General features: G+C 46.3%; 21 protein-coding genes and 1 pseudogene. 20 read left to right on the forward strand and 2 right to left on the reverse strand.

Features of this window, described 5'->3' with window-relative positions:
* Positions 1-187 precede the first annotated feature (187 nt).
* From MHB54_RS24890 to MHB54_RS24930, 9 genes are all read left to right on the forward strand, one after another.
* Positions 188-868, forward strand: coding sequence for a TIGR00266 family protein (locus MHB54_RS24890; protein ID WP_076159244.1), 681 nt, complete (start codon positions 188-190; stop codon positions 866-868).
* Positions 869-1,043: 175 nt separating this feature from the next.
* The gene (locus tag MHB54_RS24895) at positions 1,044-1,991 is read left to right on the forward strand and encodes a GDSL-type esterase/lipase family protein (protein ID WP_049827654.1); all 948 of its coding nucleotides are present in this window, start codon (positions 1,044-1,046) and stop codon (positions 1,989-1,991) included.
* Complete coding sequence (locus tag MHB54_RS24900) at positions 1,991-3,067, forward strand: ABC transporter ATP-binding protein (protein WP_340982050.1); 1,077 nt, start codon at positions 1,991-1,993, stop codon at positions 3,065-3,067. Before MHB54_RS24895 ends, MHB54_RS24900 begins: the two co-directional genes overlap by 1 nt.
* Positions 3,060-4,049, forward strand: a complete 990-nt coding sequence (locus tag MHB54_RS24905) for an ABC transporter permease (RefSeq protein WP_023989072.1) — start codon at positions 3,060-3,062, stop codon at positions 4,047-4,049. The genes MHB54_RS24900 and MHB54_RS24905 overlap by 8 nt, the downstream gene beginning before the upstream one ends.
* Positions 4,050-4,147: 98 nt before the next feature.
* Positions 4,148-6,127: a DNA topoisomerase IV subunit B gene (parE, locus tag MHB54_RS24910; protein ID WP_209942629.1), complete on the forward strand. Its 1,980-nt coding sequence runs from the start codon at positions 4,148-4,150 to the stop codon at positions 6,125-6,127.
* 22 nt (positions 6,128-6,149) lie between these two features.
* Positions 6,150-8,612 carry a DNA gyrase subunit A gene (gene gyrA / locus MHB54_RS24915; protein ID WP_340982051.1) on the forward strand — a complete coding sequence of 821 codons (2,463 nt, stop codon included), beginning with the start codon at positions 6,150-6,152 and terminating at the stop codon, positions 8,610-8,612.
* 275 nt (positions 8,613-8,887) lie between these two features.
* Complete coding sequence (locus MHB54_RS24920) at positions 8,888-9,358, forward strand: MarR family winged helix-turn-helix transcriptional regulator (protein ID WP_013310615.1); 471 nt, start codon at positions 8,888-8,890, stop codon at positions 9,356-9,358.
* Positions 9,359-9,658: 300 nt separating this feature from the next.
* Positions 9,659-10,144 carry a MarR family winged helix-turn-helix transcriptional regulator gene (locus tag MHB54_RS24925; protein ID WP_023989070.1) on the forward strand — a complete coding sequence of 162 codons (486 nt, stop codon included), beginning with the start codon at positions 9,659-9,661 and terminating at the stop codon, positions 10,142-10,144.
* Complete coding sequence (locus MHB54_RS24930; protein ID WP_028540693.1) at positions 10,128-11,630, forward strand: DHA2 family efflux MFS transporter permease subunit; 1,503 nt, start codon at positions 10,128-10,130, stop codon at positions 11,628-11,630. The genes MHB54_RS24925 and MHB54_RS24930 overlap by 17 nt, the downstream gene beginning before the upstream one ends.
* 137 nt (positions 11,631-11,767) lie before the next feature.
* Here MHB54_RS24930 and MHB54_RS24935 read toward each other — a convergent pair whose 3' ends face one another.
* Positions 11,768-12,514 carry an RluA family pseudouridine synthase gene (locus MHB54_RS24935; protein WP_340982052.1) on the reverse strand — a complete coding sequence of 249 codons (747 nt, stop codon included), beginning with the start codon at positions 12,512-12,514 and terminating at the stop codon, positions 11,768-11,770.
* Positions 12,515-12,523: 9 nt separating this feature from the next.
* Positions 12,524-13,387 carry a class I SAM-dependent methyltransferase gene (locus tag MHB54_RS24940; protein WP_028540694.1) on the reverse strand — a complete coding sequence of 288 codons (864 nt, stop codon included), beginning with the start codon at positions 13,385-13,387 and terminating at the stop codon, positions 12,524-12,526.
* A 364-nt stretch (positions 13,388-13,751) separates the two neighbouring features.
* Between MHB54_RS24940 and MHB54_RS24945 the strand changes: the two are divergent.
* The 11 genes and pseudogenes from MHB54_RS24945 to MHB54_RS24995 form a co-directional block, all read left to right on the forward strand.
* Positions 13,752-13,895: pseudogene (locus MHB54_RS24945) on the forward strand (hypothetical protein); the annotation flags it as partial.
* 107 nt (positions 13,896-14,002) lie between these two features.
* Positions 14,003-14,461: a flavodoxin gene (locus MHB54_RS24950; RefSeq protein WP_034095047.1), complete on the forward strand. Its 459-nt coding sequence runs from the start codon at positions 14,003-14,005 to the stop codon at positions 14,459-14,461.
* Between the two features lie 20 nt (positions 14,462-14,481).
* Positions 14,482-15,294 carry a hypothetical protein gene (locus MHB54_RS24955; RefSeq protein WP_340982053.1) on the forward strand — a complete coding sequence of 271 codons (813 nt, stop codon included), beginning with the start codon at positions 14,482-14,484 and terminating at the stop codon, positions 15,292-15,294.
* A gap of 357 nt (positions 15,295-15,651) precedes the next feature.
* A complete protein-coding gene (locus tag MHB54_RS24960; protein ID WP_023989065.1) occupies positions 15,652-16,305 on the forward strand; it encodes an HlyD family secretion protein in 654 nt (217 codons plus the stop codon).
* Between the two features lie 15 nt (positions 16,306-16,320).
* Complete coding sequence (locus MHB54_RS24965) at positions 16,321-17,838, forward strand: DHA2 family efflux MFS transporter permease subunit (RefSeq protein ID WP_023989064.1); 1,518 nt, start codon at positions 16,321-16,323, stop codon at positions 17,836-17,838.
* 68 nt (positions 17,839-17,906) lie between these two features.
* A complete protein-coding gene (locus MHB54_RS24970; protein ID WP_023989063.1) occupies positions 17,907-19,373 on the forward strand; it encodes an efflux RND transporter periplasmic adaptor subunit in 1,467 nt (488 codons plus the stop codon).
* 222 nt (positions 19,374-19,595) lie between these two features.
* Positions 19,596-20,438, forward strand: coding sequence for an STM4015 family protein (locus MHB54_RS24975; protein ID WP_023989062.1), 843 nt, complete (start codon positions 19,596-19,598; stop codon positions 20,436-20,438).
* A gap of 66 nt (positions 20,439-20,504) precedes the next feature.
* Entirely contained in the window at positions 20,505-21,845 is a 1,341-nt protein-coding gene (locus MHB54_RS24980) for an STM4014 family protein (protein ID WP_264453663.1), read from the forward strand.
* The gene (locus MHB54_RS24985) at positions 21,838-22,620 is read left to right on the forward strand and encodes an STM4013/SEN3800 family hydrolase (protein WP_023989060.1); all 783 of its coding nucleotides are present in this window, start codon (positions 21,838-21,840) and stop codon (positions 22,618-22,620) included. Before MHB54_RS24980 ends, MHB54_RS24985 begins: the two co-directional genes overlap by 8 nt.
* Before the next feature lie 69 nt (positions 22,621-22,689).
* A complete protein-coding gene (locus MHB54_RS24990) occupies positions 22,690-24,108 on the forward strand; it encodes an STM4012 family radical SAM protein (protein ID WP_264453664.1) in 1,419 nt (472 codons plus the stop codon).
* Positions 24,105-24,959: an STM4011 family radical SAM protein gene (locus MHB54_RS24995; RefSeq protein WP_068942668.1), complete on the forward strand. Its 855-nt coding sequence runs from the start codon at positions 24,105-24,107 to the stop codon at positions 24,957-24,959. Before MHB54_RS24990 ends, MHB54_RS24995 begins: the two co-directional genes overlap by 4 nt.
* The last annotated feature ends 28 nt before the right edge of the window (positions 24,960-24,987 follow it).

Raw genomic sequence — 24,987 nt, forward strand, 5'->3', positions numbered from 1 at the left:
GAAAAGATAGTGATGTGACGTTAATCTGGAGACCCGCTGACACGTTCAGCGGGTCTTTTGGTGTCTCTTATTCCTCCAGTGGCATAACCATTGCTTTATACCAGAAAAGACATAAGGGACGTATTTATAGTATGATAGCAGCAAGTTGAATGGATTGCAGACTACTTATGGAAAGCCAGGTGAACAAATGAGCTACGAAATCGTGCATGAAGGTGCCTTTGCTATGCTCAAGGTGCAGTTGAACCCCGGGGAAATGATTAAAGCGGAAATGGGAGCGATGGTTTCCATGTCTTCCAGTGTAGATATAAAGGGGACGGTAGACGGTGGACTGTTACGTGGTTTAGGCAGAATGCTGAGCGGAGAAAAATTCTTTTTTCAAGAACTGAGGGCAGCCCGGGGACCGGCTGAAGTGTTGTTAGCCCCTGCCAGTATAGGTGATGTACAAGCGGTGGAACTGGATGGCACGTATAGACTGTTGGTCCAAAAGGACGGTTTTCTGGCTTGTACGGAAGGCATTGAGGTAAGCACCAAAATGCAAAACCTGATGAAAGGTTTATTCTCCGGTGAAGGTTTTTTTATCGTAGAAATCAGTGGTCGAGGTACGGTATTCCTGTCCTCTTATGGAGCCATTCATCCCATTTACATCGCGCCAGGAGAGGAGCGTATTATTGATAATGCTCATCTGGTGGCATGGCCGGATTATATGGATTATAAAATTGAAAAAGCATCTAAAGGCTGGTTGTCCAGCGTAACGAGTGGAGAAGCGCTTGTATGCCGCTTTCGCGGTGAAGGGACGGTACTGATTCAAAGTCGAAATCCGGGCAGTTTTGGACAATGGATCAAAAGTTTCATCCCTGATAGTAAATAGTTTGGTTCGTCTGATTAGAGTTGTGAGGATAAACTATTCGCACAAGAAAGTATAATATAAGGGTGGCCATTTGCCATCCTTTTTTTGCATGTTCATGGGAAATTATGTGTGACTCTAAGCATTTATTGCGCTTTTATTCCGAACGGTTTATTTGCAAAATGATATGAGAAGCCTTATGTTTATTTCACTAAGCTATCAGGAGGGAACACGAGTGAATTCATCAAAATGGATTTGGCGGTCTGTCGGTTCCGTTTCCATTGCCGCCACATTGCTATTATTGTACGGATTTATTACAGCAGTACAAAGTATTACGGCTCCAGAGCCAATGGTTAGCACTCAACCTGTACATTCCGGTTCATCGCAGACACAAACTGCGCCATCAGCTACTACTCAGACGGGAGAGTTTCGGGTAGCTGCCATTGGAGATTCGCTGGCCAAAGGCACAGGGGATGACTCCGGAAGTGGTTTTGTGCGTCGGTCGGTGAGCTTGTTAAATAATCAGGAAGGCCATAAGGCACAGCTCATAAATAATATGGGGATTAATGGACTGACGACTCAAGGACTATTGACCAAGCTGGATGAGCCTGGTGTTTCTTATGTGTTAAAAAAGGCTAACGTCATTATTGTCTCGATTGGCGGAAATGATTTATTTCAGGGGGCTCAGGCTGCCCAAACTGGCAAAGAGCCGCCTACACTCAGTGGTTTGCGTAAAGCTGTGCCTGATGCCGCCAAACGTCTGCAAAAAGTGCTGACAAAGGTAGGGAAAATCAATCCGAATGCTAAAATTATCTATGTCGGATTATATAATCCATTCAGTGATCTGCAGGAAATGAAAATTCCCGGTAATCTTGTGGTCACAGAATGGAATCTGGCTGCCATGGCAATTACCAACCAAAACAGCAATATGACTCTGGTTCCAACTTTCGATTTGTTCCAGCAAAATTTGCCCGTCTATTTATCTTCCGATCATTTTCATCCAAACGGACAGGGCTATCAGGCAATCGCTGAACGTATCGCGCAAGGGTTTGCAGTTGCAACCACGAAGGATGCCGATAAAGTGGATAATGAACAACAGTCTACAAGTAGCCAACCCGCTGAAGTGAAAAAGGGAGGGAACAAGTAATGAGCATCCAATCTGCTGACAAGACCGGGGCTGGAATAACCCAAAATCCGACATCAAGGGATGCAGTGTCCAGTTTCCATTCCGCCAATCAGGTTGGCAGCGCAGGCAGAGACAGAAGCAATAACGAAACAGTTCTCTCTGTTCAGCACGTTAAGAAACGTATCAAACGCAAAATGATCATTCATGATGTAACATTCGACGTTCGTGCGGGTGAAATTTTCGGATTTCTCGGTCCTAATGGGGCTGGAAAAACGACGACTATTCGTATGCTGGTCGATTTAATTAAGCCTACGGAAGGGACGATTACTGTCTGTGGACATAATGTAAATCGTGACCCTGAGCAGGCTTTGCGGCATATTGGTTCTATTGTGGAAAATCCAGAGGTGTACAGCTACCTGACAGGGTGGGAGAATTTAGAGCATTTTGCCCGTATGCAGCCTGGTGTAGACGAGCCGCGTATCCGCGAAGTCGTTGAGCTGGTTCGGCTCGATCGCCGTATCCATGATAAAGTAAGTACGTATTCTCTCGGAATGCGCCAGCGTCTTGGTATAGCCCAAGCCTTGCTTGGTAGACCGAAATTGCTCATTTTGGATGAACCGACGAACGGGTTAGACCCCAAAGGGATCAAGGAAATGAGAGCTTTTATCCGTTTGCTAGCGGCAGAAGGCATGGCTGTATTTGTTTCCAGCCATTTGCTCAGCGAAATCCAGCTGCTATGTGATCGGGTGGCAATTATAAGTCGGGGAAAGGTGCTAGCTGTAGGTGGTGTGCGGGAATTGGTTGATACGCACTCGCACATGGCCGTATGGCAACTGGAGCCTCGTGATCAGGGTCTTGCCATATTGCAAAATTCTCCGCATGTGCAAATAATTACGAACGCCGATGAATTAATTGATGACAGCATTGTGGCAGGCAGCGGAGCCAATGCAATTTTTACAGAAATGGATGAAGAGCATATTGCGGAGCTGGTGACACAAATGACGGCTTCCGGTATTTCCGTTAAAGGTGTAACCAAAATCAATCCTACACTGGAGCAGCTATTCCTGAAAATGACGGAAGGTGAGATACTTGAATAACATTTTACCGCTCGTACAAAATGAAACGCTCAAAATTATCAAGAAGAAACGATTTTATGTCATTTTACTTGTTTTACTTGTGCTTGTGCCGATTTTTACGTACGCTCAGATGAAAGTGGCAGAAAACAATCGCGAAAAATTCGGCAATGATTGGCGACTCGAACTGCGTCAGGCGATTACCGATAATCAAAACTCGCTGGGAAGTGACCGGGTTCCCGAGGAATGGAAGACCTACCGTCGGGTCTTTGTGCAGCAGATGCAATATTATTTGGAAAATGATGTGAATCCTAATGAGCCGAGTGGTGTCACCTTTACCAGAGAGTTTATGGATAATTCCATTAATCTGTTCGTTCCGCTGTTGATTATGGCCATTGCCTCCGACTTGGTTTCTGGAGAACGGACGACAGGCACGATAAAAATGTTGCTGACTCGCCCAGTCAGGCGGTGGAAAATACTGCTGAGCAAGCTGCTGACATTGTATATGTTCGTCTCGCTCATCATTTTAGCTGTATTTGTAATTAGCTATCTGATATCAGGCTTGTTTTTTGGTTTTCGCGGTTTTAATGTTCCGGTATTTACCGGATTTCAAATTGTTGGATCGACGGTGGATTTGTCTGCTGTACACGCGATTCCACAATGGCATTATCTGATGCTGCAAGCCGGATTGATCTGGTTCGTCAGTCTTGTGGTAGCTTCGTTAGCCTTCATGGTATCTGTCCTGGTACGAAGTACGGCGGCAAGTATCGTGGTCATGATGGCTGCACTTATTTCGGGCACTATTTTGACAAACATGGCTTCATCTTGGCAGAGTGCTAAATATTTATTTATGGTTAACCTCGAATTAACCGATTATTTATCTGGAAGCCCCGCCCCCATTGAGGGAATGACCTTACCCTTTTCTTTAGCTGTACTGGGCATTTGGGGGGCTGCGGCATTGATTGTTTCATTCGCCGTCTTTACGAAACGGGATATATTGAATTAAAATGGACAAGGTAAAAGAAAACATCTGTTTGCATTTTTGGTGAAAATCATCAAGAATAAGGCAAAACACGGTTACGATTAGACAAAGGGGGAGCATGAATGGTCGACAAAATCGACTTGTCTGCGGGAGTGTCCGGCACACAAAGCGGAGCTTCGGAATATGGCGCGGACGACATTCAAGTGCTCGAAGGGCTTGTGGCAGTTCGCAAACGGCCGGGCATGTACATCGGGAGCACCAGTTCTTCGGGGCTGCATCATTTGGTATGGGAAATTGTAGACAACGCGGTGGATGAACATCTCGCCAAGTTTTGCTCTCGCATTGATATTACAATGCATAAGGACGGTTCCGTTACAGTATCAGACAACGGGCGCGGTATTCCTACAGGAATGCACAAAACGGGAATTCCTACGCCTCAGGTTGTATTCACCATTCTGCACGCCGGAGGTAAGTTTGGCGGTTCGGGATATAAAAAGTCCGGGGGTCTGCACGGTGTAGGTGCGTCTGTAACGAACGCTCTTTCGGAATGGCTTGAAGTAGAAATTTACCGGGACGGCAAGATTCACCGTCAGCGGTTTGAATATTGGCAGGACAAGAAGGGCGTGGAGCATGTCGGGGAACCGACCACAGGCCTTGAAGTGCTGGGCAATACTAACAAGACGGGCTCGAAAATTACATTTAAACCGGATATTCGTGTTTTTCAGGCAGGCATTCATTTTAACTACGATACGTTGGCTGAGCGTCTTCAGGAAATTGCTTTTCTAAATTCGGGCCTTCGTATTCAACTTAAAGACGAACGCAGCGGAAAGTCAGATGAGTATTTTTATGAGGGTGGCGCAAGTCAGTTTGTTGCTTTTCTGAATGAGGGCAAGGATGTGCTGCATGATGTTATTCACTTTAATGCCGAGAAAGAAGACATTGAAGTAGAGATTGCCATCCAGTACAATGCGGGTTATACAGAGACGATTGCTTCGTTCGTTAACTCCATTCCGACACGTGGAGGAGGTACGCATGAAACGGGATTCAAAACCGCTTACACTCGTGTCATGAACGACTATGCCCGGAAAATGGTGATGTTGAAAGAAAAGGATAAAAACTTGGAGGGCAACGATCTACGTGAGGGCATGATGGCTGTAATCAGTGTCAAGATGGCTGAAGTTGAATTTGTCGGCCAGACAAAGGATCAGCTGGGAAGCGCTTCGGCACGGAGTACAGTGGATGCCATCGTATCTGAGCAGATGCAGCGTTTTTTGGAAGAAAATCCGCAGATAGCACAAACTTTGATCAAGAAGGCAGTTCAAGCATCCAGAGCGCGTGAAGCTGCACGTAAAGCTCGGGATGAAATGCGTTCCGGCAAAAAACGCAGTGAAAGTTCCAATTTGAATGGTAAATTGTCGCCTGCGCAGTCCAAGGATTTTACACGTAATGAGTTGTTTATTGTGGAAGGCGATTCGGCTGGAGGATCAGCCAAGCAGGGACGGGATTCCAAAATTCAGGCCATATTGCCGCTAAAGGGCAAGCCGATGAATCCGGAAAAATCCAAACTGGCGGATATTATGAAGAATGATGAGTACCGTGCTATTACAGCAGCTATTGGTGCGGGAGTAGGAACAGAGTTTTCGCTGGAAGACAGCAATTATTCCAAAATCATCATTATGACCGATGCAGATACAGATGGTGCGCACATTCAAGTGCTGTTGTTGACGTTCTTTTATCGGTACATGAAAGAGCTTATTGATGCAGGACGCATATTTATTGCTCAACCGCCATTGTATAAAATAACTCGAAAGTCGGGTAAGCTCGAAACGGTGCGTTATGCTTGGACTGACGAGCAGCTTGATAATTATTTAAAAGAATTTGGACGAAATTTTGAGCTTCAGCGCTATAAAGGACTTGGGGAAATGAACCCTGATCAGTTATGGGAAACAACGATGAATCCCGATTCACGCACCTTGCTACGCGTTCAGATAGAGGATGCAGCCAAGGCTGAACGCAGGGTGTCCACTTTGATGGGTGATAAGGTGGATCCGCGCAAGCGCTGGATCGTGGAAAACGTAGATTTTACGGAATACGTAGAGTAGTGCTATCAAAAGAGGTGTATACATGAGCTTATCGGAGCAGTTTTTGCCAGCTTTTCTGGAGGAAGTGGTCGGTGACCGCTTTGGCCGATATTCCAAATATATTATTCAGGATCGGGCGATACCCGACGTACGGGACGGATTAAAACCCGTACAACGTCGTATTCTTTATGCAATGTACGATTCGGGCAATACGCCGGATAAAGCATATCGTAAATCGGCCAAAACCGTTGGGGACGTTATGGGTAATTACCACCCCCACGGTGACTCGTCGATATACGACGGCATGGTACGGATGGCGCAGCCTTGGAAAATGAGTCACGTGCTGGTGGACGGTCACGGTAACTGGGGCTCCCAGGATGATGATCCGGCGGCAGCTATGCGTTATACGGAGGCTCGCTTGTCTCCGATCGCAATGGAAATGCTGCGCGATATTGAAAAGCGTACGGTTTTGTTCAAGGACAATTTTGATAACTCGGCCAAAGAGCCCGTTGTGTTGCCGTCTCGTTATCCAAATTTGTTGGTGAACGGTTCCAGTGGGATCTCGGCGGGATTTGCGACAGAGATCCCTACACATAGTTTACGCGAAGTTATTGATGCCAGCATTGCGGTGATGGAAAAGCCAGAGATTGAGCTGGAAGAGATTATGACCTTTATCAAAGGTCCTGATTTCCCGACTGGCGGACTCATTATGGGTGGCGAAGGCATCAAGGACGCTTACCGTACGGGAAAAGGACGTATTTATATTCGTTCCAAAACGGAAATTCAGTCCTTGCGCGGAGGTAAGCAGCAGCTAGTCATTACCGAAATCCCATACCAGATCGTCAAATCAAGGCTCGTAACCGCCATGGAGAATATCCGTCTGGAGAAAAAGGTGGAAGGGATTGCCGAGGTTCGTGACGAAAGCGGACGAAATGGTTTGCGCATTGTTGTGGAGCTGAAGAAGGAAGCCGATGCGGAAGGGATTTTAGCTTATTTGCTGAAAAAAACCGACCTACAGGTGGCATATAACTTCAACATGGTAGCTATTGTGAACAAAGCGCCACATCAGCTTGGGCTAAAGTCCATTTTGGAAGCGTATATCGCCCATCAACGCGAAGTTGTCACTCACCGTATCCAGTATGAACTGGAAAAGGCAGAGGATCGTGCCCATGTGCTGGAAGGTTTGGTCAAGGCGCTGAACATTCTGGATGAGGTCATTGCAGCCATTAAAGCTTCCAAAAATCGCCAGGACGCGCAAAATAATTTGCAATGGATGTTTGGTTTTAGCGAACGTCAGGCAGATTCTATTTTGACTTTGCAGTTGTACCGTCTCACCAATCTGGAAATCACCACGCTTGAAAAAGAACTGGGGGACATCCAGAAAAAAATCGCGCAATATCGTTCTATTCTGGAAAGTGATCGCAAGCTGGTCAGCCTGATTCGCAAGGAACTGTTGGAAATTCGCGAAAAGTACGGCATTGACCGTCGTTCAGATATCCAGGGCGAGGTAGAAGAGATTAAGGTGAACCTGGAAGTCATGGTGGGAGCAGAGGATGTGCTGCTGACACTCTCGAAAGATGGCTATGTGAAACGCACAAGTATGTTGTCATTCACTCGTTCAGGCGGGGAACGTTCAAGTTCTGGTGTTAAAGAAGGGGATTACGTTACCCAATTGCTTGATGTGAATACGCTGGACATATTGCTCGTCTTCACCCAGCGTGGACAATACTTTTTATTGCCTGTACATCAGGTGCCAGAGTATAAGTGGAAAGAGCCGGGCACACCAATTGTCAACGTTATTCCGTTATCGAAGGAAGATCGTATCGTAAGTGTTATTCCGCTCAAAAACATCGAGGAAATAGGAAAAAGCCTGGTATTTGTAACAAAGAAGGGCCAAGTAAAGCGTACAGAATTAAAAGAATATGCTACAAAACGTTCCAGTGCCGTAGCCGCCTGCAAAGTAGCAGGGGACGATGAGGTGTTATCGGTAACGTTAAGCGAGGGTACCCAGGATATTATGCTGATTACCCGCGCGGGTATGAGTATACGCTTCAAGGAGCAAGAGGTTAATGCGATGGGGCGCGTCTCGGCTGGTGTCAAAGGTATACAGCTAGCCGAAGGCGATGAAATTATCGCGGCGTTGTGGGTAGAAGAGGATGAAGGAGAAGTGTTGGTGCTGACCGAGTCCGGTTATGGTAAGCGTACGCTTCTGCTGGATTATCCTACACAGGGAAGAGGCGGCAAAGGTATCACCACCTTTGAGTTCAAGGAAGGCAAACGAGTACGTTCGAATGGAACTCGAATCGTGGCTGCCTTCTATTGCCGTGAAGCTGTTCAATTATTTGCAATCACAGCAGAAGGACAAACGATGTCCTTCCTTTCGGAAAAGGCCCCTTTGACCGACCGAAAGGATACAGGCAAGCTGCTAGCTCCAGTGGAGAAGAAGGACGAAATTGTGAATGTGCTGCTGCGTAGTGAGCCGCAAGCTTCTCAGTCCATAGAATAATAGGAAAGTCAAGCGCTTTTTAGCTCGAAAAAGAGAGGTCCTCTCGTGCCATTCCGGCACGAATGAGGACCTTTTTGCTGTCATGCTGTCGAACCCTGACCAGCCTTCAAAACCGAAGTGAGACTTCCTTCCCCTTTTCATTTCGTGCTCCAAAAACGGCAGGAAACCGGGGCTGAATGGCGAAAATTTAATGTGATGAAATACAATCCGGACGGTGGCCCATACGGTAACTTTGATGCTTTTACTGACCCTGTTATTTAAAGGAGTGAGGCAAAATGCAAACGACCGAATTTGCGAAAATCTGGTCCAGAATGGCTAAGGATTATAAGGTTCATATGGAGCAGCAGCTGGCTCCATCACTAACGGAAGCTCAACTTACGGTGCTGGAGGTTTTGAACGAATACGGCCGTATGAAACCGTCTCAACTAATCCCATATCTCGCCACCACACCAGCCGCGGTTACGATGCTGCTGGATCGGATGGAGCGGAATCGACTGGTCACCCGTTTCAGAGACGTAAAGGATCGTAGAATTGTATGGATTGTTATCTCGGATCAAGGGAGAGAAGAAGTAGAGCGTGGATTGCGAATCCGGGATGATTTTCTGGGTTCTGCACTAAACCGAATTTCTCAGCACAATCAAAATTTGCTGGTTTATTTGTTGGGGAAAATTACAACGAAGGCGAAAACTTCAGTAATGACAAGTGAGGCTGAGGGAGTAAAGGAACCAATAGAGCGAGCAGAATAACTAGAATGGCGGCTACATGAAAAGTAGCTGTACGCAGCAGATTATCATTTTAAGGTAAGTAGGAGTGCGCGGATGTAAATACCTATCGTGGTATTCATACCGCGCTTTTTTGTGTTGAAGTATAGGTGATATTTGGGTGAATGTTGACATTTACATAAGAGATGATAAAATAATAGTTATGAATAAATAACATTTCGTATGCAAATAGTTTCTAGTATATGTATATGTATATGTATATGTATATGTATATGTATATGTATATGGATTGTCAATTGGATATTAGAAAGAAGGATGGTTCCAGTGAGTGATAGAGAGGAAGACAGACTTGAGGTGTACCGGATTATTCAATCGGTAAGGGAGGTTAACAAAACGATATTTTATTCCTTCTGGAATGAGGAGCAGCATTTGGATCTGACGGCCATTCAGCATATGGCTTTGGCAATTCTGAATAAACGCCCCAACATCGGATTATCCGAGCTGGCAGACATAGCGCATGTGGGAAGCAGCTCTATGAGTGGGGTAGTTGACCGCTTGACCAAGGCGGGATATATTGCTCGCGGACGGCATGAGCATGACCGTAGATCCTTAGTGCTGACGCTTACGCCAGAAGGAAAAGATATCATGCAAAAAGTAGACGCCATGTGGATGGAGCGCGTCTTGCCCATTCTGGACATCCCGAAGGAGCAGCTAGAGATGGTCCTGGATATCCATAAACAAATGATCATGAAATTAACACCGAAGGGAATGAATCAACTTGAGCAGTCCTCAAATGACACTACCAGGTAATGTACGCAGAGCACCCATTGTGGCCGCTCTGTTGATTGGCGCGATTGTAGCGATATTAAATCAGACGTTGATCAGTGTGGCTTTACCGAAAATGATGAGTGATTTGAATATAGATGCCAATATAGCTCAGTGGCTTAGTACGGGCTTTATGCTCGTGAATGGGGTATTGATCCCGGTGACCGCGTTCTTGATTGCCCGTTTCTCCACTCGTAAATTGTTTATTAGCGCGATGACTATTTTTTCAATAGGCACGCTGTTATGTGCTGTAGCTCCAAGCTTCAGCATATTGCTGATCGGTCGGCTTATTCAGGCCGCGGGAGCAGGTATCATGATGCCCTTAATGATGGTGGTTATCTTGAACATCTACCCAATAGAGCGTCGTGGCCGGGCGATGGGAACCTTGGGGATTGCGATGGGTTTTGCTCCAGCCATTGGGCCAACCTTATCCGGTTATATAGTACAGCATTATGACTGGCGGGTTTTGTTCTGGATCATCCTGCCGATTTCAGTGATTTCGATTGTGATCGGATTTATTTTTCTGAAAAATGTAACGGAGCAGTCCAAGCCAAAGCTGGACATTCCCGGCATCATTTTGTCTACGCTCGGTTTCGGTGGAATATTATACGGCTTTAGTGATGCAGGAACATCGGGTTGGGGAAGTATTCCGGTCCTGTCTACGCTTATCGTTGGGACTATTGCGCTTATTTTGTTTATTGTTCGCCAACTGAAGGCAGATGAGCCTATGCTGGAGTTCCGTATCTTTAAATACGATGTGTACAGCTTGACGACAATCATTAACGTGATTGTGACGATGGCTTTGTACGCCGGTATGATATTGCTTCCGATTTATTTGCAAAATATTCGGGGGTTTACACCGCTCCAGTCCGGTATGCTAATGTTACCGGGAGCGATTCTGATGGGGCTCATGTCTCCTGTAACGGGGGCTATTTTTGACCGAATCGGAGCACGCTGGTTGTCTGTAATTGGCTTGCTGATCATGGCTATAACGACTTGGGAATTTACACGGTTGACCGAAACAACCACCTATATGACACTGTTAATTAATTATACGGTGCGGATGTTCGGGATGTCGTTGCTGATGATGCCGATCCAAACAGCCGGGTTGAATCAGCTTCCGCAACGATTGAATGCACATGGTACGGCGATGAGTAACACGCTGCGTATGATTTCTGGCTCGATTGGGACGGCAATTCTGGTGACAGTGATGTCAACACAGAGCAGCAACCGTTTGACATCGATTGTTACATCTGAGGGACTGACCGTGACAGATAAAGCGGGGATGCTGGCTGCAGGCAACCAAGCTACAATTTATGGGATTAACTCGGCTTTTATCATTGCAACAGTGTTGAGTGTGGCCGCTCTGATTTTAGCGTTTTTCATCAAAAATACGAATGCACAAAACGCCCATCCCCGTCAACAGCTGGTAAACAGCAAGAAGGGGCAGTCCGTGGCTTCCTCGTCATAAAAGGATGGGATGACGCATTAATTTAATTTTCTGCAAAAAAAAGAACCTGCAATGCATGTTTGTTTACATGCGTTGCAGGTTCTTTGTGCAAATGGGGTTGAAGATGTTGATATCCAGATAGGGCAGGGCTTTCCGGTTCAAATTTCAGACGTAATCATGTTCTCATAAAGCGACCGGGGCCATTCATTCCATGGAAATTGGACTGGAGGTAACGAGTGAAATCTCATATCGTCCTTGCTAACCGGATGCGGTGCTCCAGCGAGTAAGGACCAGAGCGCGAGCTGTTGACCGGGCCGGCTCAGATTACCGCCATATTTTTGGTCACCGTAGAGGGGACAGCCGATCGCCTGCATTTGCACACGAATTTGGTGTGAGCGTCCGGTGTGCAACTTAATCTGCACGAGACTGAGTCCATCTGCTTGTCCGATCATGCGGTACTCCAAAATGGCTTCCTTCGCACCAGCCGTGCCAGGCCGAACCGCTTGAACCGTGTTGGTACGGCTATCCTTTAGCAGATAATGGGTTAGACGGCCCTGTGGGGCCGTAGGAACGCCATTCAGAACTGCTGTATACAGTTTGTGAAAATGACGACTTCGAACCGACTCAGACAGGCGAGAAGCAGCTTTGGACGTCTTAGCAAAAATCATGGCTCCACCTACAGGCCGATCCAGTCTGTGAACTAAACCCAAAAAAACGTTACCAGGCTTATTGTGTCTAATTTTTAGATCTTCCTTGAGTAAAGACAACAGATCAGGATCACCACTGGCATCCTCTTGCGTTGGAACATTGACAGGCTTTACAACCGCCAAAACATGATTGTCCTCATAGAGGACAGGAATATTCGGCTGTGCATGCTCAAGCCGGGTAAGTTCATTTTGAGTCATAAGAGGAATTTAAGCCTCCCAGCGTCCGAGAATACCACAAGGCAAATTCAATCCCGAGCGTGTGATCGGCAATCCAATTTCACCAGCGCTAATTTGGCCGCCGTACTTTTGTTGCATGGTCATGCTCAGCATGTTGCGCAATACAGTAGGCGAAATACCTGTAGTATAAGAGTTAATCAGCATGAACAGCGGTTGATCTGAAATAATGCTCATGCAGGATTCGAGAAACGGGTATAAGCTTTCTTCAAGCTTCCAAGTTTCTCCGTTTGGTCCGCGTCCGTAAGAAGGAGGGTCCATAATAATGGCATCATAACGGTTGCCCCGACGTTGTTCTCGTTGCACGAACTTGAATACGTCGTCCGTAATGAAGCGTACCGGACGGTCAGCCAGACCGGACAATTGAACGTTTTCCTTTGCCCACTGCACCATGCCTTTGGCGGCATCCACGTGAACTACACTAGCTCCAGCATACGCAGCAGCAGTCGTGGCTCCTCCCGTGTATGCAAACAGGTTCAGTACGGAAATTGGTCTGCCTGCGCCTTTGATTTTATCCATCATCCAGCTCCAGTTCGCTGCTTGCTCTGGAAAAAGACCGGTATGCTTGAAGCTGGTCGGTTTAATGTGGAATTTAAGCGGTCCATAGCTAATTGTCCAGCGCTCGGGGATAGGTTTTTTCATATCCCAGTTGCCACCACCGGAGGAACTACGGTGGTAATGTCCATGAACATTACGCCATTCGGCTGTTTCCTGGGCCAAAGGCCATATGATTTGCGGATCGGGACGACGCAGGACAATATCACCCCAACGTTCCAGTTTTTCACCACCGCCTGTATCCATTACTTCATAGTCTTTCCATTCTTGTGCTACATACATGTACAATCCATCCTTCAGCAGTCAATTCAGGATTCAGGCAGCAAGCTGCACAGAAATCCCCATATGGAGTCTATTGTACAACAAACCTCAGCAACAATCGAATGATTACATAAATAAGTAAGTAGTCAAATGGTCCAAAATATTTTTTCTAGGATGTACTTGTAATTATAGCGCTTCCATATTAAAATGAAATCAATCCCACTTGTACGTACAACCATCCTTTTTTTATCATAATAATGAAAAACGGATTGTATTGTACGTACATAATATTTTTTTATCAACACAGCTGAAGTTCTACTTAATTAAACACAAACTGCCTAAACTGCCTGTAGCCAGCGTTTTGTGGTAGACGAAGCCTTCGTTCGAAGCTTCTGCCGAAGCGTGGATTCATGTTGGCGGAGCGCATTATAAGGTAATGACCTATGTTGTAACTAATAATTTGTTTATCCATAGAGTTTATCTGCCAACAGCCGCATGTAATGCGGCTGTTTTGCGTATATTTCCATAAGATTAAACCTAGTTTTTGAAATTAACATTTGACAATGAGAATCATTATCAAATATTATTTGAGTAACAGGGAGTGAAAGCATCCCATATTTCAAATAAAGGTGAGGGATGAACTTGGGTAAAATCATGATTGCTTATGCCAGTTTGACAGGTAATACAGAGGAAATCGCGGAATTGATCGCCGAGGGCGTCCGTCAGGCAGGGCACGAGGCGGAGTTGAAGGCTTCGTATGATTGCAGCGCGCAAGAACTGCTCGCATATGACGGGTTCCTACTGGGTGTATATACATGGGGAGATGGTGAGCTTCCTGATGAATTTTTGGATTTTTACGAGGAACTAGACGAGCTTGATTTGTCTGGTAAAAAGACCGCAGTATTTGGCAGTGGAGATACATCTTATACGCAATTCTGTGGCGCAGTGGACTTGGTAGAGGAAAAAGTCAAAGAACGCGGCGCATCGGTCATTCAGGAGAGTCTGAAGATTGAATTTAATCCATTGGATGATGATAAGGAGAATTGCCGAGCTTACGGAAGACAATTTGCACAGGCGGGTATTGGGGTGTCCTGAGAAGAGAGTGAGGGATAGGTATGCGCAATAGCGATGGCTTAAGCGCCTTTCCTCTTCTGCACGACTATCAGCTTGAGGAGATGTGGAGAACTCCACAGCCAATTCGTCAATCACAGAGGAAAAGAGGGCGTGAGGGTTGGAATTGGCGGCAACGGGTTCAATATGCAATAGGGCATGCGCTGAACGAATACTTTGGAATGGAAGTAGAGGTGCGGCGGGAAGTCCCTGTCCAGTATGTGCTGGAGAAATGGTGGCCCAAGCAGTCAGACAACTTTGAATCTTTGTTCCATTATTGGGATGTCAAAAATAAAGTGTCAGGTGAGTTGTCAAAAATTTGTGGCTTAAATAATGACTTGCTGGTACCTGTAATGCTGTATGAACAATTTTGTACGTCTGTGCCTGAGTTAGAGGTCAATATTTCGCTTATTGTTCAGGCTGCTTGGCAACTATCAGCAGAAGCAGATTCCCTGCTCATTCAAAAGTACATCGTTGACTATAACCCTAACGTTATTAGTACGTTCCAACATATGACAAATGCATTTTGTTATTATGCATTTGGAGCTCTCCCTCAGCTTATTGAGGTATATTGTCTGCTAGAAGGCAAGAAGGTCCGTTTCATTCCGGGACCTGCTTCTTTACAGCAATCTCTGGATTACGTGCGGCTATTACGGGATTCCAAAGAGGATGTACATGGGACGACAGAACGCTGCCGTTGCGGGGGTTGCATGGAAAAGCAAGCTTCTCAAGGGAATAGAATGAATAGGAACACGAAGGAAGGGCAGGGGGCGAAAAACTGCAAACAACGGTCAGCTGTACCTACACCTTTCTCATAACGTTACTGTGTAACCCTTTAATTGTAAACTATCCCTTTTCGTGAAAGAGCCTTGGAAACAAGGCTCTTTTTTATGAAAAAAAATTATGAAAAAACTGAAAATTTATGTTGCCTGAATAGATAAATATATCTATAATATTTCAATGTACAATAGTTATATGAAAATATTTAAATATAAAAAGACGGTTTGTGGATCATGGATCAGATTGTCCTATGTACATAAAGTTAGTCCTGTCTTTTGCATGGAATGTTGCCATGTGTTTATTTACGTTCTCTATTTGGTTTAATGGCCTAATATTTCAATTTTAAAATATTAGCGTTGAATAATAAAATTTTTTGGACAACAGGGGTGGAAGAAGTGAGTAAGAAAACTGTATTGCCAATCCTCATTGTACTGCTCATTCTGAGCGGTGGAGCTATTGGCTACTATTATTGGTATCAAGCAACACACTTTGTTAAAAGTGACGATGCGCGCATTCAAGCCGATCAATATAAGGTAATGCCGCAAATCTCCGGAGAAATTAGCCACATTGATGTGGAAGAAGGTGATGTTGTTCAGCGTAATGAACCGATTGCCGAGCAGGATGTATCGGGGCTGGATGCGAGTATGATCAGCAAGTCCGTACTGCGCGCGCCGATCAACGGAACCGTTATTAAGATTTATTCGAAAGAGCATGAAATCGGATCGCCGGGTAGTGCTGTTGCAACTATGGTGGATATGAACAGCTTGTACGTATCCACGAACATTGAAGAAACCGATATTAACCGTATTAAACCAGGACAGCTTGTTGATATTACGCTTGATGCAGCAGGTGACCAGGTGATTCAGGGTAAAGTTCGTAAAGTGGGCGAAGCCTCCAACGCCGTGTTCTCACTCGTTCCTGCAGTGAACACAAGTGGTAACTTTAACAAGGTGACTCAGCGTGTGCCTGTAGAGATTGCTGTGAACAAGCCGAAGGATATGAAGCTTATCCCTGGAACGAACGTGGAAGTAAAAATTCATACACCTTAAAAAGGAGGGGTCCATGTGGCTGCCAATGATATTGCTGCTGCTCCTTCGACAGATTCTTCCAAAGAACGCTGGCTTGCCTTTTTCGCTATCGTTTTAGGCGCCTTTGTCGCCATTCTGAACAACAGTCTGATCAATGTCGCCATTCCTAGATTGACGACGGATTTAGGATCTACGACGACACGTATTCAGTGGGTTATTACAGGTTACACGCTTGCATCTGGTGTAATTGTACCGATTACCGGATATATGGAGCAGCGCCTCGGATACAAAAAGTTTTTGATTCTTGCGCTCAGCGTATTTTCGCTGGGAACGGGAATATGTATTTTTGCATGGAGTGATTCTTCCCTGATCGCAGCACGGGTGCTGGCTGGTCTGGGCGGTGGTGTTATTATGCCGCTGAGTATGACGATTATTTACAAAATTATGCCGCGTGAACAAATCGGTATGTCCCTTGGTATATGGGGGATCGCCGCAATGGCAGCGCCGGCTGTAGGGCCTACGCTCAGCGGATATTTAATTGAGTGGTTTAACTGGCGGTTCTTGTTTATTGTCAGTGTGCCAGTTGCTTTATTTGCAATTTTAATGGTTATTCTTCTAATCAAAGAACCGCCTAAAGTAGAGCCGAAGCCGTTTGATCTACCGGGCTTTTTGCTGGCCGCAACTTGTGCCGGAACACTTTTGTACGCACTGACAAACGGACAGCGTGATGGCTGGACTTCTTTTGGAATTGTATCCTTGCTGTTTGTTGCTTTCTGGGCACTTGTTTTTCTGATCTATGTAGAAAGCGGGAAGGATAATGCGGTAATTGAAATCTCATTATTCAAGAATTCAAAATATACGATTAGTGTTATTGCTTCCAGTCTGGTCATGATGGGGATGTACGGAGGAACGTTCCTAACACCGTTGTTTTTGCAAAATATCCAGCGTGTGTCACCGATTGATACCGGTATTATCCTCATTCCACAGGCCATTGCCATGGCGGCTATGATGCCTATTGCCGGGAAGCTGTTCGATAAGTTCGGCATTGTGCCTTTGGGACTTGTGGGCCTGACGCTAACCAGCTTTATGACCTATCATCTTCACCAGCTTACGCCAGATACTTCGCATGCCTGGTTGGAAACCGTAATGGCATTACGGGGTCTGGGAATTGGTATTTGCATGATGCCATTGTCCACGGTCGGCATGAATGCCGTTCATCCGAGCAAGGTAGCCAATGCGTCTACAGCGTCCAATCTGGTACGTACTGTGGCTGCATCTATGGCGATTGCGGTGCTAACCGCCATTATGCAAAGCCGTTCGGCTGCTCATGCCCAGCAAATTTCGGAGTCCATTACACCAGACTCGGCTCATACGCTACAAGCGACATTGGGCAGCTCATGGATGTCATCCATAAGTAGTTTAATCACACTGGATGCTACATCAAGAGGAATTGGGGATACGTTCCTCATTTCATCCATACCGCTGTTTTGCACGATTCCACTAATCTTTTTGTTTATTCAGAGGAAGAAAGCAAAGACACAGCCGGAAGCATAACCAAAGAACTATAAAATACGACTGGATGGCTTACATTATTTCCACGGACAGAAAGAAAGGGAATTATCATGAAAATATTGAGAGTAGAAAGTACATTAGCGGCTTTAGTGCTCGGCGGCGCAGTGCTGGCAGGCTGCTCCAGTAATAGCGGGGCGGCTCAGGATATGGTCGTTCCGGTTAAAATCAGCCAAGCACAGCAGGGAATTATCGGACAGGGAAATATTTATACAGGAACCGTAACACCTTCGGAGACGGTGAACATCGTGCCTAAAGTGGGCGGCAAAGTGGTTGAACTGCCTGTGGATATTGGCACCGAGGTTAAAAAGGGTCAAGTACTGTTCAAGCTTGATGATAAGGACATGCGGAATAATGTTGCGAAAGCCCGCGCCGCAGCAGCTGCGGCAGCAGCCGGAGTAAGCACCGCTCAAGCATCCCACGAATCTACGATGGTTCAAGCAAACTCGGGCTTAGTGCAGTCCAAGAGCGGCGTGATTCAATCCCAAAGCGCAATCAATCAGGCACAGGGGGCTATTAATCAAGCCACTACAGCCGTAGAACAAGCAACACATGGTGTCTCCTCGGCAGCCAATACGGTGAAACAAACGCAGCAAGCTTTGGCAGATGCACAGAAAAATGTAACACGCACACAAAGTCTATTTGATGCAGGTGCGAGTACCCAAGCACAATTAGAACAAGCCAAAACAGCAGTTGTGAATGCGGAAGCGGCTTACAATAATGCACAAAATGCTCAGGCTAATGCGCAAGATCAGTTGGTAGCTGCGCAGAAGGCCCTAACTACAGCTCGCAACAGCTATGATTCAGCAAAAAATAGCTATAGTAATGCCAATAGCGGTTACAGTAATGCGCAAAATCAGCTCAAAGTATCTCAAAATACTGCGGTTATCGAGTCCAGCCAACAATCTTTTAAGCAGGCTCAGCTGAATGTGAACATTGCTCAGGATGCATTGGATGACACCGTTGTTACATCACCGATCAATGGTATTGTGGGTACGAAAAATGCAGAAGTGGGCGAAATGGTATCCGCTCAGTCTCCTGCACTGGTCATCGCTAATCTGAGTACAGTCAATACTTTGATCTATGTTCCAGCCGAACAGATCAACAATGTAAAAGCAGGTGACAAGGTACAGGTTCGTGTTGCAGCTTCCAACATTGTAACAACAGGTACAGTTAAAAATGTAAGCCCGTTGGATGCAAGTGGAAAAGGCTATCCTGTAAAAATCTCAGTAGCGAATCCAGACACGAAACTGAAATCCGGTATGTTGGCTGATATCAGCTTTGTCGCTGCCAATGCACAAGAAGGCATTGTGGTTCCTACTGCGGCAGTTCAAAAGGATCAAGGTAAAGAATATGTATATGTTGTAAACGGAGACCATGCGAAACGCAAGGAAGTGAAGACTGTTCAGACGGCAGGTTCCCAAACACTCGTTACCAGTGGTTTGAGCAATGAGGAGAATGTGATCGTGAATAATCTGGCATTGCTGTCCGATAACTCACCGATTACAATTAGCCAATAATTTGGCTCTAAACTCACGTACTATATAATAGTAGAAGTTTATTGTGAATATGCAAGACAGCCTGCTTAGCGGGCTGTCTTGTTTTTATTTCATTAAGCACATTTTACATAGGATTGATGTCGATATAGGACTATTTTTGACGAACATTGGTAGAATAGGATAGACTAAATTGGAAATAGATAGTTTACGAGATCTCAGACAAGCGATCGGAGGAATTGTAAGATGGAAGTGAAATTGGTAGTGGATTATGAAGCTTATGAGAATGGCCAAACGATGGCTAAATCTATTGAGGAACTGGCAGCCAAGCCGGAGAGCGCGCAAATTACTGATCTCATCATTGGAGATTGGGGCGGCGCCTATGAAAGTTCACCAGAGGATTTTATCCCAGTGTTAGTGAAGCTCAAAGATCAATTCCCTAAGATACGCAAACTGTTTATTGGTGATATGGAATATGATGAGTGTGAGGTTTCATGGATTAACCAGACGAATCTGTCCCCGTTGTTAGAAGCGTTTCCAGCATTGGAGTCCTTTCATATCAAAGGAAGCCAGGACCTGAGCTTGGAGCCGCTTCGTCATAGCCATCTTCAGGAATTGGTTATTATCTGTGGTGGCCTGCCTGCGAGGGTTCTTCAGCAAATACGTAATGCCGAACTGCCTGAACTGCGCAAGCTGGAACTGTATTTGGGTGTCGAGGACTATGGTTTTGACGGTAACCTCAATGATATTTTGCCGTTCTTGGACAGCAATCCTTTTCCCAAACTTACATACTTGGGACTCAAAGATAGTGAAATACAGGATGAAATTGCAATTGCAGCAGCTAATGCCCCTGTGATTGGACAGCTGGAAGTGCTGGATCTCTCACAAGGTACGTTGTCTGATAAAGGTGCAGAAGCGCTGCTGGCTAGTGAAAGTATAAAAGGGCTGAAGCATCTGGATTTGAGCTATCATTATATGTCTAGTGAAATGATGCAACGTTGGAAAAGCTCGGGTCTATCTGTGAACGTGGAAGATCAACAAGAAGCGGATGAGGAAGATGATTGGCGCTATCCATCACTGACTGAGTAATTTGTTAAATGGATTTCTAAAACGGACTGTTTTCAAAATTAAAATGATCTAAAGTGAGGCGGCTCTATGGTTAGGATGTCAGACTGTAATGTCAGCGAGCCGTTTATCTTGTTCGGTAATCCGGGGAATCGTCGAACTACCGGGCTGCAGGAGGCGCGAAGCAGATTAAAGCTTCCGCCCGCTCTGGAGGTTTCCTATAAGAATGTGCTGGAAGCTATTCGGCAGAAACAAGGTCTGAGCGAGCTGATGTTGCGAATAGCTGCACGAGCTACGCAGGATAGCGTGAATGGCAGTTCTTTTGTGCAAGAGAGCATTGATCAGTTACTGGCGGGGCAGATGGACAGTGGTCCGCTGCTTCGTCTGGATGCACCGGGCGAAAACTTTGAGGTAGAGCGTGAGTTGATTGCTCTGGGCGCCTCGGATGTTGAGGGAGACGATTCTCTGTTGCCATGGCCCGAATGGACACGAGGCACAGGTATATCGGCGGCAGAAGCGCGACGTCTGCAGGAGCAGCACGGTCGTATTTGGCACCCGGCACAATGGTTCCGGGGCTATTGCCGTCTGCTGGCCTGGCTGCGGGATGAAGTGGCTCTGCTCTGGCCCTCGTCACACTGGATGAATGATCCGGCGGAAGTGGCCGTAATGTTCGACAAACGGCGTTGTAGCGCCGATTTAGGCAAGGCAGACATAAGGGTCCCGCCAGTACTTGCATCTTCAGGTGGTGCATTTCGTGATGTTGATGATCTGCACACGGCAATGAAGGAGAGCGGGTTTCACCGCGTATTTGTGAAAATATTTTGTGGGTCCGGTGCTTCTGGTGTCATGGCCTATCAGGTACATCCCCATACACACGGGGAACTGGCGGTGACCACGATTGGAACGGAAATCATACGCGGACAGCGCGTGTATTATAATGCCGGACGATTGCGTCGTTATACGAATAAGCAGGACATTCATGCTATCCTTAACTGGCTATGCCTGGAAGGGGTACATGTGGAGCGCTGGATTCCCAAAGCGACCCTGAACGGGCGTGTTTATGATGTGCGTCAACTCGTGTGCGGATCAGAAGCTTGCCATGCGGTTTTGCGTTTGAGCCATAGTCCCATTACGAATTTGCATTTGCGTAATGAGCGGCTCTCGCTGAAGGAAGCCGGATTACCACAGAGTACGGTGGAATCGGTCCAGCTTACTGCGAAAGCTGCTATGAGTGTTTTTCCAGCCTCTATGGTTGCTGGACTGGATGTGCTGGTTCCGGCTCATGGGGGTCGTCCCTATGTGTTGGATGTTAATCCGTTCGGTGATTTGCTGTACCGGGTTGAACATCAGGGTTGGAATCCGTATGAATGGGAAATGCAGCACCTCGCTAATAGGAGCGTGGTTAGGGAAAGGAAAGACAGATATGACTGATATGAACCAAATTGTCGGCTCTCATGATATTGTCATGATTACGCTGGATACCCTGCGTTATGATGTAGCAAAGCTGGAGGAAGAGAATTGTCCGAATTTGTGCGGCTCCGGCTCGTGGGAAAAACGCCATACACCGGGTAGCTTTACCTATGCTGCACATCATGCTTTTTTTGGCGGATTTTTGCCGACTCCGGCGAATACGGATAAGACTTCACATATCCGACTGTTTCACACAAAGGATACGGGACTGCGTACGCATCCACATACCTGGCTGTTCGATGCCCCAGATATTGTGTCCGGGCTAGAGGGTGAAGGTTATCGGACCATCTGTATCGGCGGCGTTATTTTTTTCACGAAGAAAAATAAGCTTGCGAAGGTGCTGCCTGGATATTTTCAAGAAAGCTACTGGCGTATGAACTTTGGCGTTACCAACCCTCGTTCGACGGAGAATCAGGTGAATCATGCTCTGAAACTGTTGGGGAATACAGACCCGTCGCAGCGCTTGTTTTTGTTTCTGAATGTATCAGCGATTCATGGGCCTAATCATTATTTTGTGAAGGGCTCTGCTAAAGATTCAGTGGAGTCTCAACGGGCAGCCTTACGGTATGTGGATGGTGAACTTGGACGTTTGTTTGATGCCTTACGAAATCGGGGTAAAACGTTTTGTATGGTTTTTTCCGATCATGGTACAGCTTATGGGGAAGACGGCTATGAAGGACATCGTCTGGCGCATGAGGTAGTCTGGAATGTGCCTTACCGCGAATTTATATTATAGAGCAAATAGAAATATAGATTGCACTGGTAAAATATCAAGAAATCAATCCAGCGCGAGGGAGGAGCAGAAATGAAAGCCATGAATCTGAATCACTCGCATCCAACGGGTGCGGCAGCCTCGGAGATAGATACAAACTTAACACCGTCTAGGTTTCAGTGGCCTGAAACTCCTGTTGAATGGGCACGCACGATCCGTGAAGCTCCCTATCGCTCCTATCTGTACTCTTACCCACATAAAACGGCCTATCGTCCGTTTGATACACCGCTCTCATTGCAGGAGTTGTGGGAGAAGGAGGAGTTAGAAAGCTATTTTTTGTATATGCATATTCCATTTTGCGCGGCTCGCTGTGGATTTTGTAACCTCTTCACTTTGCCGGACAAGCGTCTGGATGTACATAAGGAGTATGTGGATGCGCTAGAAAGACAAGCCAAGCAATGGGCACCAATTATGGGCCGTCGGCCTTTTTCGCGTTTTGCGATTGGCGGCGGTACACCGACCTTACTGGAGGCTCCTTTGGTGGAGCGCTTGTTTGACATTGCGGAAAATATAATGGGACTGGACCCTAAACGAGCTTCTATTTCGGTGGAAACCTCTCCCGATACTGTGACTGAGGATAGGTTGGAGGTGCTCAAGCGCCGCGGGACAGATCGTGTCAGCATGGGAATTCAGAGCTTTGTGGAATCTGAAAGTGCCGCCATATACCGACCTCAGAAGCCAAAACTTGTTAGAGAAGCACTTGAGCGGCTGGTGGAATACAACTTTCCTTTGCTGAACGTGGATCTGATCTATGGCCTGCCTGGTCAAACGGTGGGAACCTGGCTGTATTCTTTAGAGGAAGCACTGTCTTACTCGCCAGGAGAGATTTTTCTTTACCCGTTATATATTCGAGAAAATACGATTTTAAAGCCAGGCTACACCGGGCTGGATCATGATATTCGCCTTACTTTGTATGAAGTGGCGCGTGAACAGCTCAAACAGGCAGGATATGTACAATATTCCATGCGCCGTTTTGCTAAAAATGATGGTATATCCAGCAAAGAGCTTTTGCCCTACAGTTGTCAGGAGGAAGGTATGGCCGGTCTGGGGTGTGGTGCACGCTCCTATACACGCAATGTCCACTATGCTAGCCGTTATGGTGTTAGTGCAGCAGCTACGCGTAGTATTATCGCAGATTATGTTGCTGCGGAACGTCATGATCTGGCTGACTACGGCTTTATTTTAAATGTGGATGAGAGTAAGCGACGCTTTATCTTAAAGGCGCTTCTTCATCGTGAAGGTTTGGAGCTATCGGCCTATGCAGAGCGCTTCGGTGTATCCCTGTCGGACGATTTTACAGGAATGTCGTTGCTGCTGGAATCCGGTATGGCTGTCGTCGAGGAGGGTACGCTGCGACTTACAGAGGAAGGAATGGCCTATTCCGATGCGATTGGGGACTGGATGATCTCCACGTCAGTACGTGAGCGCATGGAAGGATATGTAGGCGCATGAGAGCGACCTTATATTATCGTGGTTCGTTGACCTCTTGCAACTATGCTTGCCCTTACTGCCCGTTCAGTAAAAACGTTGATAGTCGGGAAACGTTGAACAAGGATCGGGCCCAGTTGGAACGTTTTGCTGATTGGGTACGGGAACAGGGCGCTTTGGGGCATCGTCTCTCTATTTTTTTTAATCCGTATGGAGAAGCCTTGATTCATTCCTGGTATCGCAAGACCATGATTGAGTTTTCTCACATGGCACATGTGGAAAAAGTGGCGGTACAGACGAATCTATCGACTAAGCTGGATTGGACGCAAGAACTGAACCCGGAGACTGCTGCGCTGTGGGCTACATATCACCCTGGAGAGACGAAAGAGCAAGTTTTTATATCGCAGGCTATAAAGCTATATGAACTTGGTATTTCCTATAGTGTCGGTACCGTCGGGTTAAGACAGGCATTTCCGGCTATTCGTTCCTTGCGATCGCAACTTCCAAGGGATGTTTATTTGTGGATCAACGCCTACAAGGATCGTCCACATTATTATACAGATGCTGAGGTTGCTGAATTAACTGCGATAGACCACTATTTTCAATGGAATTTAAAGGATTATAGCAGTCAGGGGCGGGGATGTCGCGCCGGTGAAGATGTATTTTATGTCCAGGGTGACGGAAGAGTAAAACACTGCTATCAGGATCGACGGGTGCTTGGACACTTATACAGGGATGGTCTTGAGGGTCTGAGTGGCAAACGTCCGTGCCGAATGAAAGAATGCGGCTGCTATATAGGCTATATTCATATGGAAGAGCAGCCGTTTCGGGAAATGTACGGTAGTGGCTTACTCGAAAGGGTGCCGCAAAGGTAGATGAATTCAAACTTCTAATGGTAGCTAA

Source organism: Paenibacillus sp. FSL M7-0802, assembly GCF_038004945.1.
In the GTDB taxonomy this organism is placed as follows: Bacteria; Bacillota; Bacilli; order Paenibacillales; family Paenibacillaceae; genus Paenibacillus; species Paenibacillus polymyxa_B.